At 66.0% G+C, this 24,600-nt stretch carries 23 protein-coding genes; 15 read left to right on the top strand and 8 right to left on the bottom strand.

Features of this window, described 5'->3' with window-relative positions; genetic code table 11:
- Positions 1 to 135: 135 nt before the first annotated feature.
- From JEY66_RS11950 to JEY66_RS11925, 6 genes are all read left to right on the top strand, one after another.
- The gene (locus JEY66_RS11950) at positions 136 to 1,305 is read left to right on the top strand and encodes an acyl-CoA dehydrogenase family protein (RefSeq protein WP_016848582.1); all 1,170 of its coding nucleotides are present in this window, start codon (positions 136 to 138) and stop codon (positions 1,303 to 1,305) included.
- A gap of 11 nt (positions 1,306 to 1,316) precedes the next feature.
- Positions 1,317 to 2,414, top strand: coding sequence for a CaiB/BaiF CoA transferase family protein (locus JEY66_RS11945; protein ID WP_016848581.1), 1,098 nt, complete (start codon positions 1,317 to 1,319; stop codon positions 2,412 to 2,414).
- A 226-nt stretch (positions 2,415 to 2,640) separates the two neighbouring features.
- The gene (locus JEY66_RS11940; protein ID WP_016848580.1) at positions 2,641 to 3,495 is read left to right on the top strand and encodes an HTD2 family dehydratase; all 855 of its coding nucleotides are present in this window, start codon (positions 2,641 to 2,643) and stop codon (positions 3,493 to 3,495) included.
- A gap of 103 nt (positions 3,496 to 3,598) precedes the next feature.
- Positions 3,599 to 4,651 (top strand): histidinol-phosphate transaminase, encoded by a 1,053-nt coding sequence (gene hisC, locus JEY66_RS11935; RefSeq protein ID WP_026193222.1) that lies wholly within the window; start codon positions 3,599 to 3,601, stop codon positions 4,649 to 4,651.
- Positions 4,652 to 4,745: 94 nt separating this feature from the next.
- Positions 4,746 to 5,636: an MBL fold metallo-hydrolase gene (locus tag JEY66_RS11930; RefSeq protein WP_016848578.1), complete on the top strand. Its 891-nt coding sequence runs from the start codon at positions 4,746 to 4,748 to the stop codon at positions 5,634 to 5,636.
- Positions 5,637 to 5,743: 107 nt separating this feature from the next.
- The gene (locus JEY66_RS11925) at positions 5,744 to 5,932 is read left to right on the top strand and encodes a Rossmann-fold NAD(P)-binding domain-containing protein (protein ID WP_016848577.1); all 189 of its coding nucleotides are present in this window, start codon (positions 5,744 to 5,746) and stop codon (positions 5,930 to 5,932) included.
- A gap of 19 nt (positions 5,933 to 5,951) precedes the next feature.
- On the opposite strand, the gene JEY66_RS11920 is transcribed toward JEY66_RS11925, so the two are convergent.
- From JEY66_RS11920 to JEY66_RS11905, 4 genes are read right to left on the bottom strand one after another with little or no spacing between them, the layout of a single operon-like run.
- Positions 5,952 to 6,245 carry a putative quinol monooxygenase gene (locus JEY66_RS11920; protein WP_016848576.1) on the bottom strand — a complete coding sequence of 98 codons (294 nt, stop codon included), beginning with the start codon at positions 6,243 to 6,245 and terminating at the stop codon, positions 5,952 to 5,954.
- 35 nt (positions 6,246 to 6,280) lie between these two features.
- Positions 6,281 to 7,648, bottom strand: a complete 1,368-nt coding sequence (locus JEY66_RS11915; RefSeq protein ID WP_016848575.1) for an epoxide hydrolase family protein — start codon at positions 7,646 to 7,648, stop codon at positions 6,281 to 6,283.
- Positions 7,645 to 8,295, bottom strand: coding sequence for a cysteine hydrolase family protein (locus JEY66_RS11910; protein ID WP_026193224.1), 651 nt, complete (start codon positions 8,293 to 8,295; stop codon positions 7,645 to 7,647). The genes JEY66_RS11915 and JEY66_RS11910 overlap by 4 nt, the downstream gene beginning before the upstream one ends.
- 57 nt (positions 8,296 to 8,352) lie before the next feature.
- The gene (locus JEY66_RS11905; protein ID WP_026193225.1) at positions 8,353 to 8,958 is read right to left on the bottom strand and encodes a VOC family protein; all 606 of its coding nucleotides are present in this window, start codon (positions 8,956 to 8,958) and stop codon (positions 8,353 to 8,355) included.
- A gap of 121 nt (positions 8,959 to 9,079) precedes the next feature.
- Between JEY66_RS11905 and JEY66_RS11900 the strand changes: the two genes are divergently transcribed.
- From JEY66_RS11900 to mdlC, 4 genes are all read left to right on the top strand, one after another.
- Positions 9,080 to 9,577: a winged helix-turn-helix transcriptional regulator gene (locus tag JEY66_RS11900; RefSeq protein WP_026193226.1), complete on the top strand. Its 498-nt coding sequence runs from the start codon at positions 9,080 to 9,082 to the stop codon at positions 9,575 to 9,577.
- 112 nt (positions 9,578 to 9,689) lie between these two features.
- Positions 9,690 to 10,073, top strand: a complete 384-nt coding sequence (locus JEY66_RS11895) for a tautomerase family protein (protein WP_016848571.1) — start codon at positions 9,690 to 9,692, stop codon at positions 10,071 to 10,073.
- Positions 10,074 to 10,201: 128 nt separating this feature from the next.
- Complete coding sequence (gene blaBJP, locus JEY66_RS11890) at positions 10,202 to 11,089, top strand: BJP family subclass B3 metallo-beta-lactamase (RefSeq protein WP_016848570.1); 888 nt, start codon at positions 10,202 to 10,204, stop codon at positions 11,087 to 11,089.
- A 264-nt stretch (positions 11,090 to 11,353) separates the two neighbouring features.
- Positions 11,354 to 12,982, top strand: coding sequence for a benzoylformate decarboxylase (gene mdlC, locus JEY66_RS11885; protein WP_018273286.1), 1,629 nt, complete (start codon positions 11,354 to 11,356; stop codon positions 12,980 to 12,982).
- 422 nt (positions 12,983 to 13,404) lie between these two features.
- Here the strand turns inward: mdlC and JEY66_RS11880 are convergent, their stop codons facing one another.
- A complete protein-coding gene (locus JEY66_RS11880; RefSeq protein WP_018273287.1) occupies positions 13,405 to 14,934 on the bottom strand; it encodes a 4-hydroxyphenylacetate 3-hydroxylase family protein in 1,530 nt (509 codons plus the stop codon).
- Positions 14,935 to 15,025: 91 nt separating this feature from the next.
- On the opposite strand from JEY66_RS11880, the gene JEY66_RS11875 reads away from it, so the two are divergent.
- Entirely contained in the window at positions 15,026 to 15,640 is a 615-nt protein-coding gene (locus JEY66_RS11875) for a TetR/AcrR family transcriptional regulator (protein ID WP_240536882.1), read from the top strand.
- A 263-nt stretch (positions 15,641 to 15,903) separates the two neighbouring features.
- Here JEY66_RS11875 and JEY66_RS11870 read toward each other — a convergent pair whose 3' ends face one another.
- Positions 15,904 to 16,698, bottom strand: a complete 795-nt coding sequence (locus JEY66_RS11870; protein WP_018273289.1) for an SDR family oxidoreductase — start codon at positions 16,696 to 16,698, stop codon at positions 15,904 to 15,906.
- A gap of 252 nt (positions 16,699 to 16,950) precedes the next feature.
- Positions 16,951 to 17,646 (bottom strand): PAQR family membrane homeostasis protein TrhA, encoded by a 696-nt coding sequence (trhA, locus tag JEY66_RS11865; RefSeq protein WP_016842436.1) that lies wholly within the window; start codon positions 17,644 to 17,646, stop codon positions 16,951 to 16,953.
- Between the two features lie 197 nt (positions 17,647 to 17,843).
- Between trhA and JEY66_RS11860 the strand changes: the two genes are divergently transcribed.
- Together JEY66_RS11860 and JEY66_RS11855 are read left to right on the top strand one after the other, a co-directional pair.
- Entirely contained in the window at positions 17,844 to 19,307 is a 1,464-nt protein-coding gene (locus JEY66_RS11860; RefSeq protein WP_016842435.1) for a YcjX family GTP-binding protein, read from the top strand.
- Positions 19,304 to 20,335: a YcjF family protein gene (locus JEY66_RS11855; protein WP_016842434.1), complete on the top strand. Its 1,032-nt coding sequence runs from the start codon at positions 19,304 to 19,306 to the stop codon at positions 20,333 to 20,335. The genes JEY66_RS11860 and JEY66_RS11855 overlap by 4 nt, the downstream gene beginning before the upstream one ends.
- 164 nt (positions 20,336 to 20,499) lie before the next feature.
- Here JEY66_RS11855 and JEY66_RS11850 read toward each other — a convergent pair whose 3' ends face one another.
- A complete protein-coding gene (locus JEY66_RS11850; RefSeq protein ID WP_050999355.1) occupies positions 20,500 to 22,056 on the bottom strand; it encodes a glycosyltransferase family 39 protein in 1,557 nt (518 codons plus the stop codon).
- 220 nt (positions 22,057 to 22,276) lie between these two features.
- On the opposite strand from JEY66_RS11850, the gene JEY66_RS11845 reads away from it, so the two are divergent.
- Entirely contained in the window at positions 22,277 to 24,022 is a 1,746-nt protein-coding gene (locus JEY66_RS11845; protein WP_370144315.1) for an adenylate/guanylate cyclase domain-containing protein, read from the top strand.
- A gap of 162 nt (positions 24,023 to 24,184) precedes the next feature.
- A complete protein-coding gene (locus tag JEY66_RS11840; protein WP_016842430.1) occupies positions 24,185 to 24,412 on the top strand; it encodes a hypothetical protein in 228 nt (75 codons plus the stop codon).
- Positions 24,413 to 24,600 lie beyond the last annotated feature (188 nt).

Below are 24,600 nucleotides of genomic sequence, written 5' to 3'. Positions count from 1 at the left end.
CGCATGATCCGGAAAAGTGCGAAGCGGTTTTCCGAAAGAGATCATGCTCAAACAAAGTGCTGAAGCGCGATGGCGATCCGACATCGCGCTACAGGCGCAACCTCTCGGCAAGACGGAACTCGGCAAGACGAAACAATGACCGCACACGATCAGAACATCGACGACCATTCCGACATCCGCGACGCGGTGGCAAAACTCTGCGCGCAGTTTCCCGGCGAATACTGGCGCAAGCTCGATCGCCAGATGGCCTATCCGAAGGAGTTCGTCGATGCGCTGACGGAGGCCGGCTATCTCTCGGTGCTGATCCCCGAGGAATATGGCGGCGCCGGCCTGAAGCTGTCGGCGGCGGCGGCGATCCTGGAAGAGATCCAGCGCGCCGGCTGCAATGGCGGCGGCTGCCACGCCCAGATGTACACGATGGGCACCGTGCTGCGGCACGGCAACGACGCGCAGAAGGCGAAGTATCTGCCGAAGGTCGCGACCGGCGAATTGCGGCTGCAGGCGTTCGGCGTCACCGAGCCGACCAGCGGCACCGACACGTCGTCGCTAAAGACCTTCGCGCGCCGCGAGGGCGACCATTACGTCGTCAACGGCCAGAAGATCTGGACCAGCCGCGCCGAATATTCCGACCTGATGGTCCTGCTGGCGCGCACCACGCCGAAGGAACAGTCGAAGAAGCGCACCGACGGTCTCTCGGTGTTCATCGTCGACATGCGCGAGGTGAAGGGCAAGGGGCTGGAGATCCGCCCGATCCGCACCATGATGAACCACGCCACGACCGAAGTGTTCTTCACCGACATGAAGGTGCCGGCGGAGAATCTGATCGGCGAGGAAGGCAAGGGCTTCCGCTACATTCTCTCCGGCATGAATGCGGAGCGAATCCTGATCGCCGCCGAATGCGTCGGTGATGCCAAGTGGTTCATCGCCAAGGCCACCAGCTACGCCAAGGAGCGCAGCGTGTTCGGCCGGCCGATCGGCCAGAACCAGGGCATACAGTTCCCGATCGCAAAGGCCTACGCCTCGATGCGCGCAGCCGAATTGATGGTGAAGGAAGCCACCCGCAAATATGAAGCCGGGCTCGACTGCGGCGCCGAGGCCAACATGGCCAAGATGCTGGCGGCCGATGCCTCCTGGGAAGCCGCCAATGCCTGCGTGCAGACCCATGGCGGCTTCGGCTTCGCCGAGGAGTACGATGTCGAGCGCAAGTTCCGCGAGACCCGGCTCTACCAGGTGGCGCCGATCTCGACCAATCTGATCCTGTCCTACGTCGCCGAGCACGTGCTCGGCATGCCCCGCTCCTACTGAGTTGCTTGATCATGCTGCCGCTTGAGGGATTGACCGTCATCGCCGTCGAACAGGCGGTTGCCGCGCCGTTCTGCTCGTCACGCCTCGCCGACGCCGGCGCCCATGTCATCAAGATCGAGCGGCCCGAGGGCGATTTCGCCCGTGGCTACGACGCCGCGGCGAAGGGCCAGAGCAGCTACTTCGTCTGGCTCAACCGCGGCAAGGATTCCGCCGTGGTCGATCTCGCCACCAAGGAAGGCCGCGCGCAGCTCGAGGCGCTGATCGCCGGCGCCGACGTGCTGCTGCAGAACCTGAAGCCCGGCTCGATGGACAAGCTCGGCTTCTCGCGCGAGCGGCTGCGCAAGGACTATCCGAAGCTGATCATGTGCACCATCACGGGCTATGGCGACACCGGGCCCTATGCCGACCGCAAAGCCTATGACCTGCTGATCCAGGCCGAAAGCGGCCTCGCCTCGATCACCGGCGGTCCTGAAGGCGCCTCGCGCGTCGGCATGTCGATCGTCGACGTCGCGACCGGCGCCACCGCGCATGCCGCGATCCTCGAGGCGCTGATCGGCCGCGGCCGCACCGGAGACGGTGCCGATATCCGGATCTCGATGTTCGACGTGATGGCCGACTGGCTCACCGTGCCGCTGCTCAATGCCGAGGACGGCAAGTCGCCGAAACGGATCGGCCTCGCCCATCCTTCGATCGCGCCCTATGGCGTGTTCCGCTCCAGGGACGGCAAGGAGATCCTGATCTCGATCCAGAGCGAGCGCGAGTGGAAGACGCTGTGCGCCAAGGTGCTGGGCCAGCCCGGCCTGCCCGACGATCCGCGCTTTGCCAACATGGTCGAGCGCGTGCGCAACCGGGTGCTGACCGACGGAATCGTCAGCGACAGCTTCGGCAAGCTGACGCGCGAGGAGTTGCTGGCGAAGCTTGCCGAGGCCGACATCGCCTTTGCCGAGGTCAACAGCATGGACGACCTCGCGAAACACCCGCATCTGCGCCGCATCGAGGTCGACACGCCGAACGGCAAGGTCAGCTATCCGGCGCCGGCCGCGATCGTGGTCGGCGAGGACAGGCACTACGGCAAGGTGCCCGCGATCGGCGAGCTCATTAAACGTTAGGATGCGATGAGATCAGGTCAGATCGTAACCGCGAACGAGCTGCCCCCCCCCTCTCCCGCTTGCGGGAGAGGGTTGGGGTGAGGGCTCTCTCCACGAATCCCACCGTGGAGAGAGCCCCCACCCGACGCTACGCGCCGACCTCCCCCGCAAGCGGGAGAGGTACACCGAGCCTGCCGTCAGACCGACGCCGTCGTGCTTCGACATCTCTCACCCGGGCAACACAATCATGAGCGACAAACTCGACCTCGATCATCTCCGCCAATGGATTGGCAAGACCACGGAGGCCTCCGACGTCGTCACCAAATATCTCGTGATGGGGCTGCGCGCGACGCTGTTCCAGGAGATCGGCGAGCCGAAGGCCGGTGACGCCGCGCCGTGGACCACGCATTGGTGCCTGGCGCAGCCGGTGTTTCCGATGTCGCAGCTTGGCCCCGACGGCCACCCGACCCGCGGCGGCTTCCTGCCGCCGGTGCCGCTGCCGCGGCGGATGTGGGCCGGCGGCGAGCTCGAATTCTTCGACAGCTTGCGCATCGGCGACGAGGCCAAACGCACCTCGAAGATCGCCGACGTCACGGTCAAATCAGGCTCGACCGGCACGCTGTGCTTCGTCTCGGTCAATCACGAGGTCACGACGTCGCGCGGGCTTGCGGTGCGCGAGCGGCAGGACATCGTCTATCGCGAGATGACGAGCACGCAAGGCGCAGCGCCGGCCAAGGCGCCGCCGCCTCCCCCGGTCGCGCAGCATCGCGAGAGCCACGTCTCCGATCCGGTGCTCTTGTTTCGCTACTCGGCGCTGACCTTCAACGGCCATCGCATCCATTACGACCGCGATTACGTCACCAAGGTCGAGGGCTATCCGGGCCTGATCTTCCACGGCCCGCTGCAGGCTTCCTTCATCGTCGAGTTCGCCGCCAGGCTGCGCGGCGGCAAGCCGCCGAAGAAGCTCGCCTATCGCGGCGTGCAGCCGCTGTTCGAGGGCAGCGAGTTCTCGATCAATGCCAGCGACAAGAATGGCGGCATGGAGCTGTGGACCGCGAATGCCGAGGGCCAGCCGACCATGAAGGGCACGGCGACCTGGTAACGCGCGAGCACGACGCGCGTCATGATGCGAGGGAATAAAGAGGCGCTTTCATCAGCGCCTCGTATTCCCTATTGTGATCGCGTTCATCCCTGGATCGCAGATCATGAGTCGCTTCTGGAGTTCGGTCGTCCACAATCTGTCGCCATACGTGCCCGGCGAGCAGCCGAAGATCGACGGCCTCATCAAGCTCAATACCAACGAGAATCCCTACCCGCCGTCGCCGCGCGCGGTGGCGGCGATCACGGCGACCACGGATCGCCTGCGGCTCTACCCTGATCCGCGCGCAACCGCCCTGCGCGAGGCAATCGCGAGGCGCTATGGCGTCACGGCGGACGAGGTGTTCGTCGGCAACGGCTCGGACGAGGTGCTCGCCCACTCGTTCCCGGCGCTGCTGAAGCACGATGCGCCGCTGCTGTTTCCCGACATCACCTACAGCTTCTACCCGGTCTACTGCCGCCTCTATGGCGTCAGCTACGAGACGGTGCCGCTCGACGCCGCGATGCGCGTGCAGCTTGCCGACTACCGGCGGCCCGGCAGCGCCATCCTGCTGTGCAATCCGAACGCACCGACCGGCACCTCGCTGCCGCGCGCCGCGATCGAGGCGCTGCTCGCCGAGCATCCCGACCGGCTGGTGGTGGTCGACGAGGCCTATGTCGACTTCGGCGCCGAGAGCGCCGTGCCGCTGGTCGCACGCCACGACAATCTGCTCGTCATCCAGACGCTCTCCAAGTCGCGCGCGTTGGCGGGATTGCGGGTCGGCTTCGCCATCGGCCAGCGCCCGCTGATCGAGGCGCTGGAGCGGGTCAAGGACAGTTTCAACTCCTATCCGCTGGACTGCTTCGCGATCGCGGGCGCGGTCGCCTCGATCGAGGACGAGGCGTGGTTCGAGGAGACGCGGCAGCGCATCATCCGGAGCAGAGAGGCGTTGGTCCGCGGCCTCATCGAACTGGGCTTCGCGGTGCTGCCGTCGCAGGCGAATTTCGTGTTCGCCCGCCATCCCAGCCATCGCGGCGCCGACCTCGCCGCGAAGCTGCGCGAGCGCGGCGTGCTTGTGCGGCATTTTCAGAAGCCGCGGATCGAGGACTTTTTGCGCATCACGGTCGGCACCGACGATGAGTGCGGCCGCCTGATCGGCCTGCTGCGCGGCATGGTCTGATAGCCGTTCACAAGCGACGCAACTTGCGATCGACGGCGCCAACCTGCATAGTGACTGCGCGTTGGGATGCACGGTTCTCCGGGAAGGAGCGGTCATGCAATTTGCGATCGGCGACGCGACCGTCGACGTCATCGTCGACGACGACGATTTCGGCCTTCCGCTCGCCGAATTCCTGCCCGGATACGATCGGGGGTTGATCGAAGCGCATCGTGCCACGCTGGAGCCGGTGTTCATCGACCTCGCCCGGGGCGTCGCGAAACACGCGATCCAGAGTTTTGTGGTGCGAACCGGCGGCCGAACGCTGCTGATCGACGCTTGCATCGGCGAGCACAAGGACATCCCCGAGATTCCCGCCTGGCATCGGCGGCGCGGCAGCGGCTTCCTCGATCGGTTGCGCACATGCGGCGTCGACCCGGCCGGCATCGACGTCGTATTCTGCACCCATCTGCATGTCGATCACGTCGGCTGGAATACGCGCCAGGACAACGGCCGCTGGCAGCCGACCTTTCCCAACGCGCGGTATCTGTTCGGCCGCCGCGAGCTTGCCGACTGGATGACGCAGCATGATGCCGGGCGTGCGCCGCCGATCCACGCCCGCGCCCTCGAACAGAGCGTCATACCGATCGTCGATGCAGGCCGTGTCGATCTGGTCGACGATGGCCATCAGTTGGGACCGGGCCTGCGGCTGGTCCCGCTGCCGGGCCACACCAGCGGCCAGATGGGGCTGATGGTAGACTACGCACAACATCGCGCGATCTTTTGCGGCGATGCCGTGCACAACCCGGTGCAGATCTTCCAGCCCAATCTGTCGACATCATCCTGTGCCGACCCACAGCTCGCCGGCGAGACGCGCGCGAAGATCCTGGCAGAGGCGGCGGACAGCGGCCGTCTCGTCATACCCGCCCACTTCCGCGGCCCGCGCTGTGCCCATATTCGTCGAGACGGCGGTGGCTACGCGCCGGTGTTCGACGCCCGGCATCGGTAAGATGCAACACCCTGCGCCGCGGCTCACCAGGTGAAAGCCGGGCGTATCATCCAGTCCATTGGAACCGAAACCCGGCTTGCGCGTTCCCCGCCCTGACGGAGGACGCCATGCTTAGAGACGAACAGGTCGCGGTTCTCTGCGACATCGCCCAATCCATTGCCTTCGCCGACGACGTGCAAGGCGAGGTCGACCGGCTGATCAGGGAGGGATACGTCGCCAAGGACGGCGACCTCTATGAGCTGACGCCGAAGGCCGAGAAGGTTTTGTCCGAGCGCGGCGCCAGCCTCAGGGCGTGACGCCGCTAGCGGCAACTCCCTACGCGGCAGGCGTGCACCGCGCCGCTGATATCTTGATGCCGAGCCCTGCGCTCTCCTCGCGGAACTGCGCGATCGATCGCGCATTGCGGTGCGCCTCGAACGCAGCGTCATTCTGATAGACCTCGTAGATCAAGAGCTTTGCGGCATCCTCGCGCGGCACCAGGATCTCGAAGTTCAGCGTGCCCGGTTCATCCCTGAGCGATCGGGCGCCATGCGCCGAGAGCAGCGACAGCGCCTGATCGCGCTTCTCCGGCGCGACCTCGACGGTGGCAATGAGGGCAAGTTTGGGCATGATGGATACTCCTTCAGTTGTCTTGAATGTTCAGATCAGCTGCGGAGCGTCCGAAATGCGTCCCGAATCTCTCTGCTGAAGATGTCGGGCTGCTCCCATGCGGCGAAGTGGCCGCCGGCTTCAGCCTGATGGAAGTAGATCAGCTTGTGATAGGCCTTTTCCGCCCAACTCCGTGGCGCCACAAAGCTCTCGCCGGGAAATGCGGTCACCGCGGCGGGGATCGCGACATTGGCGGGCAGATAAAGGTTGGTCTTGTTTTCCCAGTAAAGACGTGCCGACGAAATCGCGCTGTTGGTGAGCCAATACAGCGTGATGTTGTCGAGCACGTCGTCGCGGGTCAGCGCACCCGCGGAATGGCCGTTGACGGCATGTCCGAGCACCGCCGACGTCATCGCCGAGGCCGGCTGGGCGTAGCCGTCACCGTGATCGAGCAGCCATGCGGCCAGTCCCGCCGGCGAATCCGCAAACGCCGCAAGCGTCTGCGGGCGGGTGCCCATGATCTGCGCGTAGGCACGCCGTTTCGCGAACTGAAGCTTGATCTGGTCGTAGGCGTGCTGCTCCTCCGCGGACAGATTGTCGGGCACTGGACCGCCTGAGGAGACCGCCTTGAAGACCTCGGGCGGAACGACGCCGGGCAGGTTGACGTGGATGCCGAGCAACTCCGGCGCACCCAGCTTGGCCATTTCATTGGAGACCGGCGACCCCCAGTCGCCGCCTTGAGCGACGAACTTGCTGTAGCCGAGCCGCTTCATCAACTGGACCCAGGCCCGCGCGATGCGCTGGGGATCCCAGCCGACCGTGGTCGGCTTGCCGGAGAAGCCGTAGCCCGGCATCGACGGGATCACGAGATGGAACGCGTCCGACGCGCTGCCGCCATGCGCGGTGGGATTGGTCAGGGGATCGATGATCTTCATCTGCTCGATGACCGAACCCGGCCAACCATGCGTGACGATCAGGGGCAATGCATTGTCTTGCTTCGAGCGGACGTGAATAAAGTGGATGTCCACACCGTCGATTTCGGTGATGAATTGCGGCAGGGCGTTGAGCCGCGCCTCCACCTTCCGCCAGTCGTAATCGGTTTGCCAGTAGCGGACGAGATCGCGCAGCATCGTCTGCGGAACGCCCTGGGAGTCGTCATTGACGGTCTCCTTGTCGGACCATCGGGTTGCGGCCAGACGGCGGCGAAGGTCGACAAGGTCTTCCTCTGGAATGTTGATGTGGAATGGCCGGATCGCATCATTCTCTGCTGCCGCGGCGAGATGCGCGGGGAACACGCTGGTCGCACTGGCAGCAGCCAGGCCGAGCGCCGCGCCCGTCAGCAGCTTGCGCCGGGTTTGGTCGATGGCCTCCTGGGTCGATTGGCCTATTGCGGTTGCAGCTGGTGTCTTCGGCGTCGTGGTCATTTGACTGCCTCCTTGGAATGAGAGGCCGCCGGCAACGCCGCGATCACCTGCGTGGTCGTCAGGATGGAATGGGCGTAGGTCGGGCCATTCAGCTCGTGAGCGGCGTACATCATGTCGTGCGAGAAGGCGGCGGTGGCATCGCGCACCAGCGTCACGTGGTAGCCGAGCTCCATCGCGAAGCGGGCGGTCGATTCGATGCAGGTGTTGGCCAGCAGCCCGACCACGATCACATGCGTGATGCCCTTCTGCTTGAGCAGGAAATCCAGGTTGGTGTTGGCGAACCCGCTCTGCCCCCAATGCTCCTGGGCGACCAGATCGCCGGGCTTGGGCGCAAAGTCCGGATACCAATCCCCGCCCCATTCGCCGCGCGCAAAGCTATGGCGCTGCATGATCAAGCGCTGAGTCGGATTGGGATGATCCCAATCCTCATAATCGCCCGGCTCCCAGCGGCGGTGCGGGACGATCACCACCTGGATGCCAGCGGCCCGGACCGCGCCGTCGAGCTGGCGCAGATTGTCGAGCAGCCCGACCTCGTCGGCGATCGGCTTGATGCGCGGAAAGACCATGCCGTCCTCGGAGAGGAAATCATTGTAGGGATCGACGAGAAGCAGCGCAGTTCGCTCGCGTGGATAGATGATCTGGGTCATCGATCGCTCCTTGGCCATCAGGCGCCCGGTTGGATTTGCTTCAATGACGCGCTCCGTTCACTCGGGCAGCGGCTTGCCGGCCTGTTCGCGGACGATGTACTCGGCGTACCAATCGGGCCAGTTCGCATCGTGGCCACCGGTCCGCTTCTCGTGCTCGCCATGGGCCATAGCCGCGCGGCGCAGTGCGGCGGCGAGATCCGCCGATGAAGAGAAATTCGTGCTGTTGCCGTCGACCCGCCCGGGCAGGCGTTGCGTCACCTGCTGCAGCAGCCAGACGTTTCCGTCGGGATCGTTGAAGGTGGCGAGCGACCCGTAGCTCGGCCGCTCCGGATCCGGCCCCTTGATGCGGCCTTCCGCGCCGCGGTGAAACACCTCGCTGACATCGGCGCCGCGCGCGATCAGCTCGGCGCGCGCCGCTTCGATATCACTGACGATCAGAAAGCGCGGCAGCGCGGGTCCCAAGCCGAGATGGATCGAGGTCGGCGAGCCCGGCGGCGTCAGCTGCAGGGCGCGCGAACCGTCGGGCCTGACGAAGTCGGCATCAAGCCGCCAGCCCAGGCCCTGATAGAAGCGCTTGGCGCGGTCGACATCCGAGACCGGAATGACGACGACTTCGAGCTTCAAATCGACTTTGGCCGCTGTCGGCCCCTGTTCGGTGGTCATGACCCGCTCCTTGGTGATGCAGACCGGGCCATCAGCGGCCCATTGCATTTGCGATGATGTCGGGCCATATTGCTATGAAAATCATAGCAACAAGCCTGATGAAGAAAACGTGATGACCAAAATGAAGGACAACACGGCTGACCAAACGCTGTGCCCTGTCGCTCGCGCCGAAACCGTCGTAGGCGACCGCTGGACAGTACTTGTTATGCGCGAACTGTTCGCGCGGAATCATCGCTTCGAGGAGATCCAGGCACAGTCGGGCGGCACGCCGCAGATGATCACGGCACGGCTGAAAAAGCTGGAAGCGGACGGTCTGGTGACGCGGCAAGTCTACAACAAGCGCCCGTTGCGCCACGAATATCACCTCACCGAGAAGGGCGAAGCGTTCTTTCCAGTGCTGATGGCGCTGCGCGCCTGGGGCGAAACCTGGTGCAAGTCACCGCGGGAAGGCCGCGCAATGAGCTACACCCATCTCGTCTGCGGCAAGCCGGCCGGGCTCGGTCCGGTCTGCGAGTCCTGCGGCGAGCCGGTCCATCGCGCCGACATGGTGGGCGAGCGGACGCCCAAATACCAAAGAGAGCGCGATGAGCGCTGGGAGGCCTTCAAGGCGACCCGCTGAATTCTTCGACGCCGCCGGCGCAAGCGGACGACGCGAGAGCCTTCGCACCGTCGCAACGTCTCGATCACACGGGGTCGATCCGGCCGAGCCCCGCACAACACAGGAGACCACCATGCCATTCGTTCGCATCGACCTGAAGCGCGGCAAGTCCGCCGAATATCGCAAGACGCTGGGCGAGATCGTCTACAAGGCAATGCGCGAGGTGATCAACGTCCCCGAGAACGACAAGTTTCAGGTCATCACCGAGCACGACCGTGGCGATCTGAACTACGCCGACAACTATCTCGGCAATACCTACAGCGACGATCTCATCTTCATCCAGATCACCATGAATGCCGGGCGCACCGTCGAGATGAAGAAGGCGTTCTACAAGCGGATCGTGGACGACTATCAGAGCCAGCTGCAGGGCCGGCCGGACGATGTCGTCATCAACCTCGTCGAGGTCGCCAAGGAGAACTGGTCGTTCGGCCACGGCATCGCCCAATACGCGAGCTGAACGCAGAACAGGAATGCGCCGGACGGACGGTCGCCTGCCCGGCGGCTTGCCGTCCGCAGCTTGCAGTCGGCGTTGCCAGCACGCATAGTGCCGCCCATGCACGAACAACAACAAGCAGGGAGGCAACCATGAGGACGATCGCAGCCGCGCTGTGCGCGCTCACGCTGATCGCAACCGGTGCGCAGGCACAGACGCTCAAGGATTTCATGGCTGTTGTCATGAAGAAATGGACCGCGCCGTTCGAACCGTTCCAGCTCATCGACAATATCTACTACGTGGGCACTGACGGGATCGCGGTCTACGTCATCAAGTCCTCGCAGGGGTTGATCCTGATGGACACGGCGATGCAGCAGTCGACCGGCATGATCAAGGACAACATCGCCAAGCTCGGCTTCAAGGAGGGCGACATCAAGATCATCCTCAACACCCACGCCCATCTCGACCACACCGGCGGCTTTGCCGAGATCAAGAAGGAGACCGGCGCGCAACTGATCGCCGGCGAGCGCGACAAGCCGCTGCTCGAGGGCGGTTACTATCCTGGCGACGAGAACAACGCCGATCTCGCCTTTACGCCGGTGAAAGTCGACCGCACTGTCAAGGAAGGCGACAAGGTGACGCTCGGCGACGTCACGCTCACCGCGCACACCACGCCCGGCCATTCGCCGGGCTGCACCAGCTGGGAGATGACGGTCAAGGACGGCAGCCAGGCGCGCAACGTGCTGTTCTTCTGCAGCGGAACGGTGGCGCTGAACCGGCTGGTCGGCCGTCCGACCTATCCCGGCATCGTCGACGACTACCGCTCGACCTTCACCAAGGTCAAGGCGATGAAGGTCGACGTGTTGCTCGGGCCGCATCCGGAGGTCTACGACATGCAGGCCAAGCGGGCGCAGATGAAGGACGGCGCGCCGAACCCGTTCGCCAAGCCGGGCGAGAATGCCACCTATGTGGCGGGGCTGGAGCAGGATTTCGACAAGCAGCTGGCCAAGCAGACCGCGGCGCTGCAGAAGGCCAATTAGGTAGTCACCCCGTCATCCTGAAAAGCGCGTAGCGCGTCTCGAAGGATGAACGGCCCGGCCGTGGCCGTCGATCCTTCGAGACGCGCGCAAGCGCGCTCCTCAGGATGACGGGATAGCCGCCCACTCAAACTTGCAGCCGTTGCCGCGGCAACTATGGGCCCAGCGGCTTGACATCGTCGGGCAATCCATCGACAGGTGAATTGCCTTTCCGCTTTTGCCGCCCGCAATGACGGAACGTAACAAGACAGAAATGGGAGCCGCCCGATGTCCTCGCGCAAACCCGCCGCCAGCAAAGGCAAGACCGTCACCGTCAAGGACGCCACCTTCGGCCTGCTGCGCGCATGGGGCATCAACAAGGTGTTCGGCAATCCGGGCTCGACCGAGCTTCCGTTCCTGAGCGACTGGCCCGACGACATCGACTACGTGCTCGGCCTGCAGGAGGCTTCCGTCGTCGGCATGGCCGACGGCTATGCGCTGGCGACGCGCAATGCCGGTTTCGTCAATCTGCACTCGGCGGCTGGCGTCGGCAACGCGCTCGGCAACATCTACAACGCGTATCGCAACCAGACCCCGCTGGTGATCACCGCGGGCCAGCAGGCGCGCTCGATCATGCCGCTGCAGGCCTTCCTCTATGCCGAGCGGGCCTCCGAATTCCCGCGGCCTTACGTGAAATTCGCGGTCGAGCCGGCGCGCGCCGAAGACGTGCCCGCCGCGATCGCGCGCGCCTATTATGTCGCGATGCAGCCGCCCTGCGGGCCGACCTTCGTCTCGGTGCCGATCGACGACTGGGCGCATGCGACGCAGCCGCTCGACGCGCGCCAGGTCAGCCGCGAGATCGGCCCCGATCTGTCGGCGATGCAGGCGCTGGTGGCCGCGCTCGGCGAGGCCAAGCGCCCTGCCCTCGTCGTCGGCCCGGCCGTCGATCGTGCCGAGGCGGTCGACCTCATGGTTGACGTCGCCGAGAAGTCGAAGGCCGCGGTCTGGGCCAGCCCGTTCTCGGCGCGCTGCTCGTTCCCCGAGCGGCATCCGCAGTTCGCCGGCTTCCTGCACGCCGCACCGGGCCAGCTCTCCGACGCACTGCGCGATCACGATCTCGTCGTCGTGGTCGGCGCGCCGGTCTTCACCTTCCATGTCGAGGGCCATGCCGCGATCTTCGACGGCTCGACCACGATCTTCCAGATCACCGACGATCCGGATGCCGCCGCGATGACGCCGACCGGCCACAGCATCGTCGCGACGATGAAGCCCGCGCTGACGGCGCTGCTCGAGATGCTGCCCGAGACCAGGCGCACTGCGCCGGCCGGCCGTGTCCTGCCGCCGGCGCCGGCGGCCGGCGACCCGATCCCCGCCGAATATGCGCTGCACGCGCTCTCGGCCGCGATGGGCCCCCACGATGCGCTGGTCGAGGAAATTCCGTCGCACCGCCCGCTGATGCAGAAGGCGATGCCGATGCACGGCCAGGACAGCTTTTACACCATGGCGAGCGGCGGCCTCGGCTACAGCCTGCCGGCCGCGGTCGGCATGGCGCTCGGTCGACGCCAGGGGCGCACGGTCTGCCTGATCGGCGACGGCTCGGCGATGTATTCGATCCAGGCGCTGTGGACATCAGCGCAGCGCAAGCTGCCGCTGACCGTCGTCGTACTGAACAATTCCGGCTACGGCGCGATGCGCTCGTTCAGCCAGGTGATGCAGGTGCGCGACGTGCCGGGCCTCGATTTGCCGGGCATCGATTTCGTCAAGCTCGCCGAAGGCATGGGCTGCGACGCCGTGCGGGTGACGAAATCAGCCGAGCTCGCCGGCGCCTACCAGCGCGCCCTCTCGCATCAAGGCACCAGCCTGATCGAGGTGATGGTGGATTCTGCGGTGCCGCTGCTCTACGCGCAGAAGAGCTGAGCGGCGATCTCGCCACGACTGGTAAGGAAGGCACTGGCGGCCGGATTCCCTCCCCCCTTGCGGGGGAGGGTTAGGGAGAGGGGTGCCATACGGCACGCTCTCTCAACACGAGTCTCAACGTAACGCGGTCGAAGTTGCGAAAGCGAGACTCACTTCAGTCATCTCGCCCGGGGCTTACCCCTCTCCCCAGCCCTCCCCCGCAAGGGGCAGGGCAATCGCATATGGAATGAACCGATTCTTCCGCGCAGTCATGGCCGGGCTTGTCCCGGCCATCCACGTCTTTTCTTCGCGTGGAAACGAAGACGTGGATGCCCGGGACAAGCCCGGGCATGACGAGTTTGTGGGAACTCCGATTACCTCAAACGGCCATATGCGATTGCCCTGCCGCAAGGGGGGGAGGGAGCCTGATGAGCGTGCTCACCTCACAAGAGCGATTCCGCCGCCGACGGCGTCGGCACCTCACAGCCGGTTGCGCAGCAGCGTCCGGGCTGCTTCGACACCCGTTGTCCCTGGTCGACGAGGTCGCGGCCGAGCAGATTCTCGACCAGCTCGGCCTTCTCCATCACCGGATAGTTGCGCCAGATCTCGCGCTTCATCGCCTCCGGCGAGCCGCCGCCGTGCAACGAGATCACCGAATACCAGCCGGCCTCGTGCGAGACGGTGAGGTCCTCGATCAGCCGCGCCACCTCGGCGCGCTGCTCTGCCGGGATATCGGGACGTCCGCCCATGACAGCGGCAAGCGAGGCGCGCGTTTCCGGATTGTGATCCTCGTCGGGACCCGGCAGCGCGACGATCAGGCCGCCGGACACGTAATGCGCGACGCGGTGCATGTCGTAGATCTTGGTCGCCAGCAGCAGCTTGCCGATGTTGGAGAACACCGCATCCGGCATCACCGAGCCCGCCGGGTCCTTCGTGCAGTAGACCGAGGAGGCGACGCCGCAGGCGTAAAAGCTTTCGGTGATGGTGATCAGCTCGACCATCGCCTCGCGGATATGCGCGTGCTTCTCGGCATCGAGCCCGTTGGCCTCGATCATCAACGCACCGGCGCCGATCAAGAGATCGCCGAAGCCGGCACGGGCGCCGATGCAGGAATGCCGGTGATGCGTGGCGTAGGACGTGGTGAGGAAGCCGCCCTCCTCGGTCTCGCCGGCGAGGAACACGCGATCATGCGGCACGAACACGTCGTCGAACATCACGACTCCGACCGACTGGCCGTACTTGGCGGAAAATTTCGCCGCGGCATCGCCGGGCCGGCCGGCCGGACGCGCGACGATGGTGACGCCGGGCGCATCGACCGGCACGGCGCAACAGACCGCAAAATCCTTGTCGGCAGGCACATGGGTGCGGCACGGCATGACGAGGAATTCGTGCATGTAAGGCGCGCCGGTCACGATCGCCTTGGTGCCGCGGATCACGATGCCGTCGGGCCGGCGCTCCCTGATATGGACGTAGACGTCCGTGTTGGCCTGCAGGCCGGGACGCTTCGAGCGGTCGCCCTTCGCATCGGTCATGGCGACGCCGAGCGTCAGATCCTGGTCCTGCACCTCGTGCAGATAGTTGAGGAAGCGCTGGCTGTAATCGGTGCCGTGGCGATCGTCGGTCAGCCTGGTCGCCTGATAGAGACCGTTCAGCGCATCATGGCTCAGGTAGCGCTGCGCGCAGCCCGACGTTCTGCACACCAGCCGCACCGCCTCGAGCTTGTCGAGCAGGTCCTGCGAGCTCCGATTGATGTGGAGCATGCGGTTGACGGTCTTGCCCGAGGTGCCCTGCCGCGCCGTCATGATCGGGACATGCTCGGGCTGCAGCGCGAAATCATAGGTCACGCCGACGCCCGCCACGCCGGGCGCCAGCAACGGCTCGTCCGCAACGCTCGCAACGGCCGCGCCGTTGACGAACACACGCGGCTTGTAGCGGCGCAGGGATTCCCGGTAGTCCGCAGCCGTCATCAGCATGGCGCTTCTCCCTTGCTCATTTATTCTAACACTGTTAAACTATCTAACGCTGTCAGAATTGAGTCAAGAACGGATTCGCCGGGCCATGCAGATGCGCGAGAGCAGGAAGGAAGCGGTCAGCCGCCACAAGCGGGAGCTGATCCTCGACGCCGCGCGCAGCGTGTTCGCGGAGGAAGGCCTCGAAGGCGCGAGCCTGCGGGCGATCGCGACGCGGGCCGGCTACACGCCGGCGGCGCTGTATTTCCATTTCGATTCCAAGGAGGCGATCTACGCCGAGGTGTTGCGGCAATCGCTGGTCTCGCTCGGCGAAGCCGTCAGTGCAGCAGTCGCGACGACGCGCGGCGCCAAGCAGAAGCTGCACGCCGCAGGCATGGGCTTCTTCCGCTACTACGCCGAGCACCCGCGCGACCTCGATCTCGGCTTCTATTTGTTCCGCGGCGGCATGAAGCCGGCTGGGCTCGGCCATGACCGCGATCACGCGCTGAACGCCGCGCTGGAGGCGGCGCTGCATCCGATCGCCGAAGCCGCTGAAGCGCTCGGCGCCTCCAGGCAGAAGGCGAACACCGTGATGGTCGACTGCTTCGCGCATGCGACCGGCCTGCTGTTGTTGCTGCACACCGGCCGCATCAGGATGTTCGGCGCGTCCGCTCCCGATCTGATGGACGCATATCTGCGCGACAGGATCGCGCAACTCGCGAAGGTGTGACGTCTACCTCATGTGAGGAAGGCACCGGCGGAGGGGTTCCCTCCCCCCTTGCGGGGGAGGGTTAGGGAGAGGGGTGCCACACGGCGTGCTCTCTCAATGTGCTCGAACGGAGCGTGACCGAAAATTGCGATGGCGAGACTCGATCAATGATCTCGCCCGGGGCTTACCCCTCTCCCCAACCCTCCCCCGCAAGGGGGGAGGGAGCCTGACCAGCATGCTCACCTCACATCGCAGCGACATGCGCGGTCAGTCTTTCCCGCGAGTCACTTCCCGTGCGCTTCCCGCATCTTGGCCTGAATCTTGGCCATGCCGCCGATCCAGCGGTCGTAATTCTCGGTCTTCTTGCGCATGTAGCCGAGCACCTGCGGGTGCGGCAGGATCAGGAAGGTCTCCTGCTCGATGCCCCTCAGCGCATCCTGCGCGACCTGCTCGGCGGAAAGATCGCCGTCACCGGATTGCGGGCCCTTCGGGATCGCGCGCAGCATGTTGGTGTCGACGCCCTGCGGGCAGAGGATCGAGACCTTGATGTTGTCGGCGCGGTGCGAGATCGCGAGGTTTTCCGCAAAGCCGACCGCGGCGTGCTTGGTGGTCGAATAGGCCGGGCTGCCGACCTGCGACAACAGGCCCGCGGCCGAGATGGTGTTGAGGAAGTAGCCGCCGCCGCGCGTCTTCATGCGCGGCACCAGATGCCGCGCCGCGTAGACATGCGCCATCACATGGATCGCCCAGCTCCGCGACCACGGCTCGTCCGAGGTGCCGCCGGCGTTCACCGACAACGGATCGAAGCCGCCGCCGATGCCGGCATTGGAGCAGAACAGCGCGATCGGGCCGAACATCCGCTCGGTCTCGTCGATCACATGCAGGATGTTCTTCTCCTGCCCGACGTCGCATTTGAAGGCGGCACCGCCGACCGTGGCCGCGACCTTCTCGGCCGCGCCGTGATCGAGGTCGACGACCACGACCTTCGATGCGCCCGCGGCGTGGAATGCCTCGCACAACGCCTTGCCGATGCCATTGCCACCGCCGGTGACCACCACAACCTTACCTGCCACCTGCATGGCCATCCTCCCGATATCTCTGCTTGCACACTGTCGCTTTACCCACTCGCTCCTGCGTGCCCCGTCACCCCCGCGCAACGGCGAAGCCGTTGTCGCTGGAGGAGCGCGGCACGCGCGTCTCGAAGGGTCGACGGCCACCAGCCGGGCCGTGCATCCTTCGAGACGCGCTCCGCGCTCCTCAGGATGACGGGACAAAGCGCAACGGGCGTATCACGAAACATGATAGCTCATTCGCCGCGGATGGCGAGAACTTCAGCTCGCCAGCACGACGTCGAACACCGCCGTATAGTGACAGGCGGCCCCGAGCAGCACGAAGCAGTGCCAGATCGCGTTCTGGAAGCGCAGCCGGCGCCAGGAGTGGAAGATCACCCCCAGGCTATAGAGAATACCGCCGGCCAGCACGAAGCCGAGCGCCATCGCCGGCAGCGCCTTGACGACGGCGTCGTAGAGCATGATGCCGCTCCAGCCCATCGCGAGATAGAGCCCGACCGAGAGCCGGTCGAAGCGGCCCGGATAGCGCAGCTTCAGCCAGATCCCGACGATCGCCACGCACCACACCCCGGCCAGCAGCGCGATCGCGAAGGTGCTGTCCTTCAGTTCCACGATGAACGGCGTATAGGTCGCGGCGATCAGCAGATAGATCGCGGAGTGATCGAAGCGCCGCAGCACCCATTTGGCGCGCGACACCGGCCACAGATTATAGGTCGCCGACAGCACCAGCATCGCGAGCAGGCCGGCGACATAGACCGAGACCACGGCGATGTCGAACGGGCCGGCATAGACCGCGGTCAGCACGATCAGCGCGGTGGCGGCCACGAGCCCGAAAGCGACGCCGACGAGATGGACGACGCCGTCGGCGATCAGCTCGGCGCGGTCGTAGTTCCACAGCGCGGCGCCGGCAGCGTGGATCGAGGTCGAGGCAAGTTGCTTCAGGCGGAAGACCGTCATGCAGGCTTTCCCGTGGGCCGATGGACGATGGGTAGCGCGGGCATGGTGAGGCGTTCAATTCCCTTGCACCCCCGACAATCCCCTCGCCTGCAAAGGCGCCGGAAATGTGAAGCTTGATTTTGGCCCGATAATCGCCACCTTGCGGGTGATCGCCCGCCACTTTTGGTCCCTCCTGCCGGGTTTTTCGTTACCCCTCCATGCCCCCCAGCTTCACTGATATCGTCGAGGAAGCCCGTCTCTCGGCGCGGGCGCTGCTCGACTATGGCGAGGGCTTCTTCAACCCGACGGTGCGGCTCGGCGTCACCGGCCTGTCGCGCGCCGGCAAGACCGTGTTCATCACCGCGCTGGTGCACGGCCTGACCCGCGGCGGCCGCTTCCCGGTGTTCGAGGCCTACGCCTCGGGGCGGATCGGGCGCGCCTATCTCGCCCCGCAGCCCGACGATGCGGTGCCGCGCTTCGCCTACGAGAACCATGTCCGGACATTGGTCGAGGAGCGGACCTGGCCGAGCTCGACCACCGACATCTCCGAGCTCCGTCTCGTGATCGAGTATCAGCGGCAAAATGGCGCGGACCGCACGCTGACCCTCGATATCGTCGACTATCCCGGCGAGTGGCTGCTCGACCTGCCGCTGCTCAACAAGAGCTACGAGCAATGGTCGGCGGAGAGCCTTGCGCTGTCGCGCGAGCCGCTGCGCGCCAAACTCGCGACGCCCTGGCACGCCCATCTCGCGACGCTGAAGCCCGAGGCCAGGGAGGACGAGCAGGCCGCGCTCAGCGAAGCAAGGCTGTTCACCGATTATCTGCGCGCCTGCCGCGACGAGCGCTTCGCGATGAGCCTGTTGCCGCCCGGCCGCTTCCTGATGCCCGGCAATCTCGCCGACACGCCGGCGCTGACCTTTGCACCGCTCGACGTGCCCGCGGGCGGCAGCGCGGGTGACGGCTCGCTGTGGGCGATGATGCGGCGGCGCTTCGAGGCCTACAAGGACGTCGTGGTGCGGCCGTTCTTCCGCGACCATTTCGCGCGGCTCGATCGCCAGATCGTGCTGGCCGATGCGCTTGCCGCATTCAACGCCGGCCCCGAGGCGCTGCACGATCTCGAGGCCGCGCTCGCCGGCATCCTCGACTGCTTCCGGATCGGCCGCAGCACGATCCTGAGCACGCTGTTCCGGCCGCGCATCGACCGCATCCTGTTCGCGGCGACCAAGGCCGACCATCTGCACCACCTGAGCCACGACCGGCTGGAGGCCGTGCTGCGGCGGATCGTGGCCAAGGCCGCCGAGCGCGCCGAATATGCCGGCGCCGACATCGACGTCGTCGCGCTCGCCGCGGTGCGCGCCACACGCGAGGCGCAGGTCCAGCGCGGGCGCGACCGGCTGCCGTCGATCCTCGGCACCCCGGCACCGGGCGAGGTCGCCAATGGCGAGCGGCTTGACGGCGAGACCGAGGTCGCGACCTTTCCGGGCGACCTGCCCGACAATCCGGAGGAGCTGTTCAACGGCGGATTCCGCGGCCTCTCAAACTCAGACACAGAAGCCGCAGACTACCGCTTCCTGCGCTTCCGTCCGCCGAAGCTGGAACGAAACGGCGATGCAGAGCCGGCGCTGCCTCACATCCGCCTTGACCGCGCCCTCCAGTTCCTGATCGGAGACAAACTGCAATGAACGAGAAGACGCCCCCGCGGCGGCCGGCGACGTTCAAGCTCGACGATCCCGGCGTGGTCGTGATGGATCCGGACGACGGCGGCCGCCTCACCCGCGGCACGATCCAGATCGTGCCCGAGGCCGAGCCCGCGCAGCTTCCGGTCCCGCTTGATACGCCGCTGGTGCCGGCGCGCCGCGGCTTCCGCTGGGGCACGCTGTTCTGGAGCGCGGTCGCGGGCCTCGTGGTGCTCGGCACCGGGCTTGGCGTCATCAATCTGGTCGAGGATCTGTTCGCGCGCAATGAAGGCCTCGGCGTCCTCGGGCTGGGACTGGCCGTCATCGCCGCGGTGGCGCTTGCGGTCGTCACCACGCGCGAGCTGGTCGGTCTGGCGCGGCTGGCGACCATCGAGAAGCTGCATCTGCGCGCCGCCGAGGTGCTGATCAGCGACGACCGCGCCGCAAGCCGGGTGATCGTCGCCGATTTGCTCAAGCTCGCGCACCAGACCCCGCAGCTCGCCCGCGCCCGCAGCACGCTGCAGAGCCATACCGACGACATCATCGACGGCGCCGACATGATCCGCCTCGCCGAGCGCGAGTTGATGACGCCGCTCGACGAGGAGGCGCGACGGCTGGTATCGACCGCCGCGCAACGCGTCTCGGTCGTAACCGCGGTCAGCCCGCGCGCGCTGTTCGACGTGCTGTTCGTGTTCGTGGCGAGCTTGCGGATGATCCGGCAGCTGGCGCGGCTCTATGGCGGCCGGCCCGGCGCGCTCGGCATGATCCGCCTGCTGCGCCACGTCATCGCGCATCTCGCCATCACCGGCGGCATGGCCGCCAGCGACAGCCTGATCCAGCAGATGCTCGGTCACGGCATCGCGGCAAAACTGTCGCAACGCCTCGGCGAAGGCATGCTCAACGGCCTGTTGACCGCCCGCCTCGGCCTCGCCGCGATCGACGTCACCCGCCCGCTCCCCTTCAACGCCCTGCCGCGCCCGGCGCTGACCGATCTGGCGAAAGACCTGATCCGCAAGCGCGAGGAAGAGGAATAGCGCGCGTCGCGCTTGTGCGCGCCACCTTCTCCCACAAGGGGAGCCTTTAAGGGTCGTTAGGCTGTACACGCCCCGTCATCCTGAGGAGCCGCGAAGCGGCGTCTCGAAGGATGCACGGCCCGGCTGGTGGCCGTCGATCCTTCGAGGCTCGCTCCGCTCGCACCTCAGGATGACGGGGTGGGAGACGGCTGCACGTTTCCGTCCGTCGTCCTGGCGAAAGCCAGGGGAGCAGGAAGACGCATCGCCAGCACGCGCCAGCGGAAGAAGGTGGTGTCCGGCGGCGGCGACAGATCGGGCGTCCAGCCGCTGATCTTCTCCAGCGAATAGGTGTCCATCACCATGCCGCGCCAGTTCCGCGTCACGCGCTCCAGCGGCTGGCGTACCGCCGTCGTCTCGCTCCACAGCGGCAGATTGTTCTCGGGCTCGCGCCCGACATAAATGCCGGCGTTATCGCGGATCTTGCTCATGCCGGGATCGGCAAAGCCCTGGAAGCGGCCGCGCTCGTTGATTTCGATGACCGTCACCTTCCCGCGCAGCAACCAGCGCAGCATCGCATAGGTGCGGTAATCCGTGGTCGCGACCCAGGTCGCGCCGGTCGCCTCAACCTGCGCCAGCGCGCGCGCAGCCACCACATCGTAGCCTGCCTCGGTGCCGATCGGATCGGTGCGGCCGATCAGATTCCACGGCGCGAACATGTAATAGAGGAAGACGCAGACGACGAACACGATGCCGGTGGTGATCGCGGTCCGCGCCCAATAGACCGTCGATTTGACGAGCCCGACCGACCAGCCCTCGAACGGCATTCGCGTGACGTTGATGGCAATTGCCGCGAGGCCGGCCGGCCACAGGAACATCGGCCAGGTGTCGCCGACCCGCAGCGTCAGGGACTTCCAGAGGAAGTAGATGAACGGCACCAGCACCGCGGTCGCCAGCAGGATCGCGACCGGCTCGCGCTTGCGATAGCCACGCCATGCCGTCAGCGCGGTGCCGAACAGCGTCACCGGCAGCAGCACGAAGCCGACCAGGCCGAACTGCATGCCGACGAACTCGCCGACGGTGCGCAGCGTGAAGGCGCGCTCGGCGGTGGCGCGCACCGCCTGGAAGCGGAACGAGGCCCAGTCGTGCCCGGCATTCCAGATCAGCACCGGCGCGAACACGACGATCGCGATCAGCGCGGCGAGATACGGATACGGGCTGCGCAACCAGCGCCAGCGCCAGTCCGGCACCAGCGCAAAGGCGAGCACTGCCGGCGCGAACATGATCGCGGTGAATTTCGACAGCAGCGCCAGCCCGGCAAACAGCCCCGCCGCGAGCCACCAGCGTCCGTCACCACTTTGCGCAAGCCGCACCAGCGACCACAGCATCGCCACCGAAAACGGGATCAGCGCCGTATCGGGCGCGACCTTGGCCATCAAGAGGCCGTAATACAGCGCCGCCTCCGGCAGCAGCAGCGCCAGCATCACGGCGCGGACGTTGTTGGCCGTCACGCGGCGGACGATGTCGGCGAGCAGGAGCTGGGTGGCCAGCATCGCCACGATGCCGCCGAGGCGGACGCCGAGATTGGTGTCGCCGAGGATCGCGGTGCCGAAGCGGATGAACCAGGCGACCATCGGGGGATGGTCGAGGAACGACAGCACGTTTTCCTTCGACCAGGTCCAGTAATAGGCCTCGTCGGTGCGCAGATCGAGCGCATGGGCGTAGACCAGCCGCATCGCGGTCATGGCAACGATCACGGCGATGACGCCCCGCCAATCCGGCGCGCGCGAACGGGCCGGCTTAACGCTGTTGTTATCGGCTCCAGGTTCGGCTTGGGCTATCGTCACGGCGCGCTTTTTGTTCGACTCTTAACGGGGTGTCAACGTGCCGCGCGGCCCGCTCTCGCGGCTGGTCCGGACCCGCGGTGGTGTTCAGCGCGGGAATTAACCACTAGACTTGCCGATCATGAATCACATGGCCTCCCCCTCGCGCGAGCACTTGCAGGACATGGCCCGCGGTATCGGCCTGCGGCAGGTCCGCATCGTCACGGGGGCGATCATGTTCGCCTACCTGATCAGCCATTTCCTCAACCACGCGCTCGGCAATATCTCGACGCAGGCGCTGGCGATCGGGGTCTACTACCACACCGAGTTCTGGCAGTTCCTGCCGGTCGCGATCGTGTTCTACAGCGCCTGCCTGGTGCATACCGGGCTCGGCATCTGGGCGCTCTATCAGCGCCGCGAGTTCCACTGGAAGGCGATCGAGCCGCTGCAGCTCACGCTCGGCCTCAGCATCCCGATGCTGATCGTCGCGCACGTCGTCGGCGTGCGGCTCGGCCAGACCCTGTACGGGCACGAGAAGCTCTACCCGCAGGAGCTATACACCTTCTTCATCGCAGCGCCGAACCGGCTGTGGACGATGCTGGCGGTGCTAGTGATCGCCTGGGTGCACGGCTGCATCGGCCTGTATTTCTGGCTGCGGCTGCGCCCGTTCTTCCAGCGCGCCGCGCCGTTCCTGCTCGCGACGGCCGTGCTGATCCCGACACTGGCGATGCTCGGCATCTATCAGGGCGGCCGCGCCACGATCGCCGACTATCAGGACGCCGACTGGCGGCGCGAGGAGCTCTCGGTACAGAAGCTCGGCACCGCGGCGCAGGGGACCACGCTCGAGAAGATCACGGATGACCTGACGATCGGCTATCTCGGCCTGCTCGGCCTTGTGCTGCTGGCGCGCGGCGCGCGGGCCCTGCTGGAGCGCCGCGGCGGCATGATCGCGCTGTCCTACGGCAACGGCCGCACGCTGCGGGTACCGAAGGGACTGAGCGTGCTGGAAGCGAGCCTGCGCTACAACGTGCCGCATGCGAGCGTCTGCGGCGGCCGCGCGCGCTGCTCGACCTGCCGCATCCGCATCATCGGCGATCACGCCGGATTGCCCGAGCCCTCGCCGCGCGAAGCCTTCGTGCTGCACCGGGTCGGCAATGACGATCCGTCGATCCGGCTGGCCTGCCAGTTGCGGCCCACCGCCGACCTGAATTTCTTCCAGCTGTTCCTGCCGAGCACGACATCGGCCAACGCGCACGCCGCCAATCCGGCACGGGTCGGCCAGGAGCGCTATCTGGTCAGCATGTTCGTCGACATGCGCGGCTCGACGCAGCTTGCCGAGAAGCGGCTGCCGTTCGACACCGTGTTCATCGTCAACCGCTTCCTCGGCGCGGTGTCGCAGGCGGTGCTGGAGGCCGGCGGGCGGCCCAACCAGTTCATCGGCGACGGCATGCTGGCGCTGTTCGGGCTTGCCACCGACCGGCAGGTGGCCTGCCGCCAGGCGTTGCGCGCGGCGGCGCTGATCGCAACCCATATCGACGAGCTGAACCAGTTCCTGAGCCACGATCTGCGCGAGCCGATCCGCTTCGGCATCGGCATCCATGGCGGCGAGGTGATCGTCGGCGATATCGGCTATCGCGACCACATGGTGTTCACCGCGCTCGGCGATGCCGTCAACGTCGCGGCACGGCTGCAGGACATGACCAAGGCGCTGGCCTGCGAGGCGATCATCTCGGACGAGGTGCGCGTCACCGCCGGGCTGGCCGACGATGCCCTGCCGGCGCAGGAGGTCGCGATCCGCGGCCGCAACGAGCCGATGACCGTGCGCACGGTCGAAAAGACGCAGCTCCTGTCAACGCTGGTCGACGACTGGCGTGCCGTCGCGGCCTGACCGGTTCATCTCCGCTCCAACCCAATGTGACCTGCCGCACATCCGACGGCGCGTTCAGCAGGGATGCTCGAACGTGCCCGGTGCCGGATGCGACTGACTGGCGATGGGTAACACTGCAACCGCGCCGCGACAGAGCTCAACGCGCATCCGAAGGAGAAGACCATGCTTCGCAAAGTCACGCTCGCTCTCGCCACTGCCGCAACCCTCGGTGCCGCCGCGCTGGCGCCGACCGCAGCTTCCGCCAAGCCGTTCTTCTGGCATCCGCATCACCATCACTTCTGGGGTGGCCCGGGCATTGCCGTCGGCTTCGTCGACTCCGGCTGCTACGCCACCCGCCTGGTGCTGACGCCCTACGGCTATCGCTATCGCACCGTGAACGTCTGCTACTGATCGAACCTTCTACTTGGATGGAAACGCCCCGGTCGTCCACGCGACCGGGGCTTTTCGTTGTTGCGACGCAACGCTGCGAAAGCTCAATTGACTCGCGGTTGTCAGGTGCGACATTTGGACCGCGCGCATTCCATGATGCGAAGGCGCGCAAGGCAATCTGAGCCTGGTGATGACCGGCTCACGACAGA

Origin of the sequence: Bradyrhizobium elkanii USDA 76 (assembly GCF_023278185.1) — a bacterium.
Classification (GTDB): Bacteria; Pseudomonadota; Alphaproteobacteria; order Rhizobiales; family Xanthobacteraceae; genus Bradyrhizobium; species Bradyrhizobium elkanii.
Note: the sequence above shows the minus strand (reverse complement) of the source record. Positions and strands in the feature narration are given on the sequence as shown.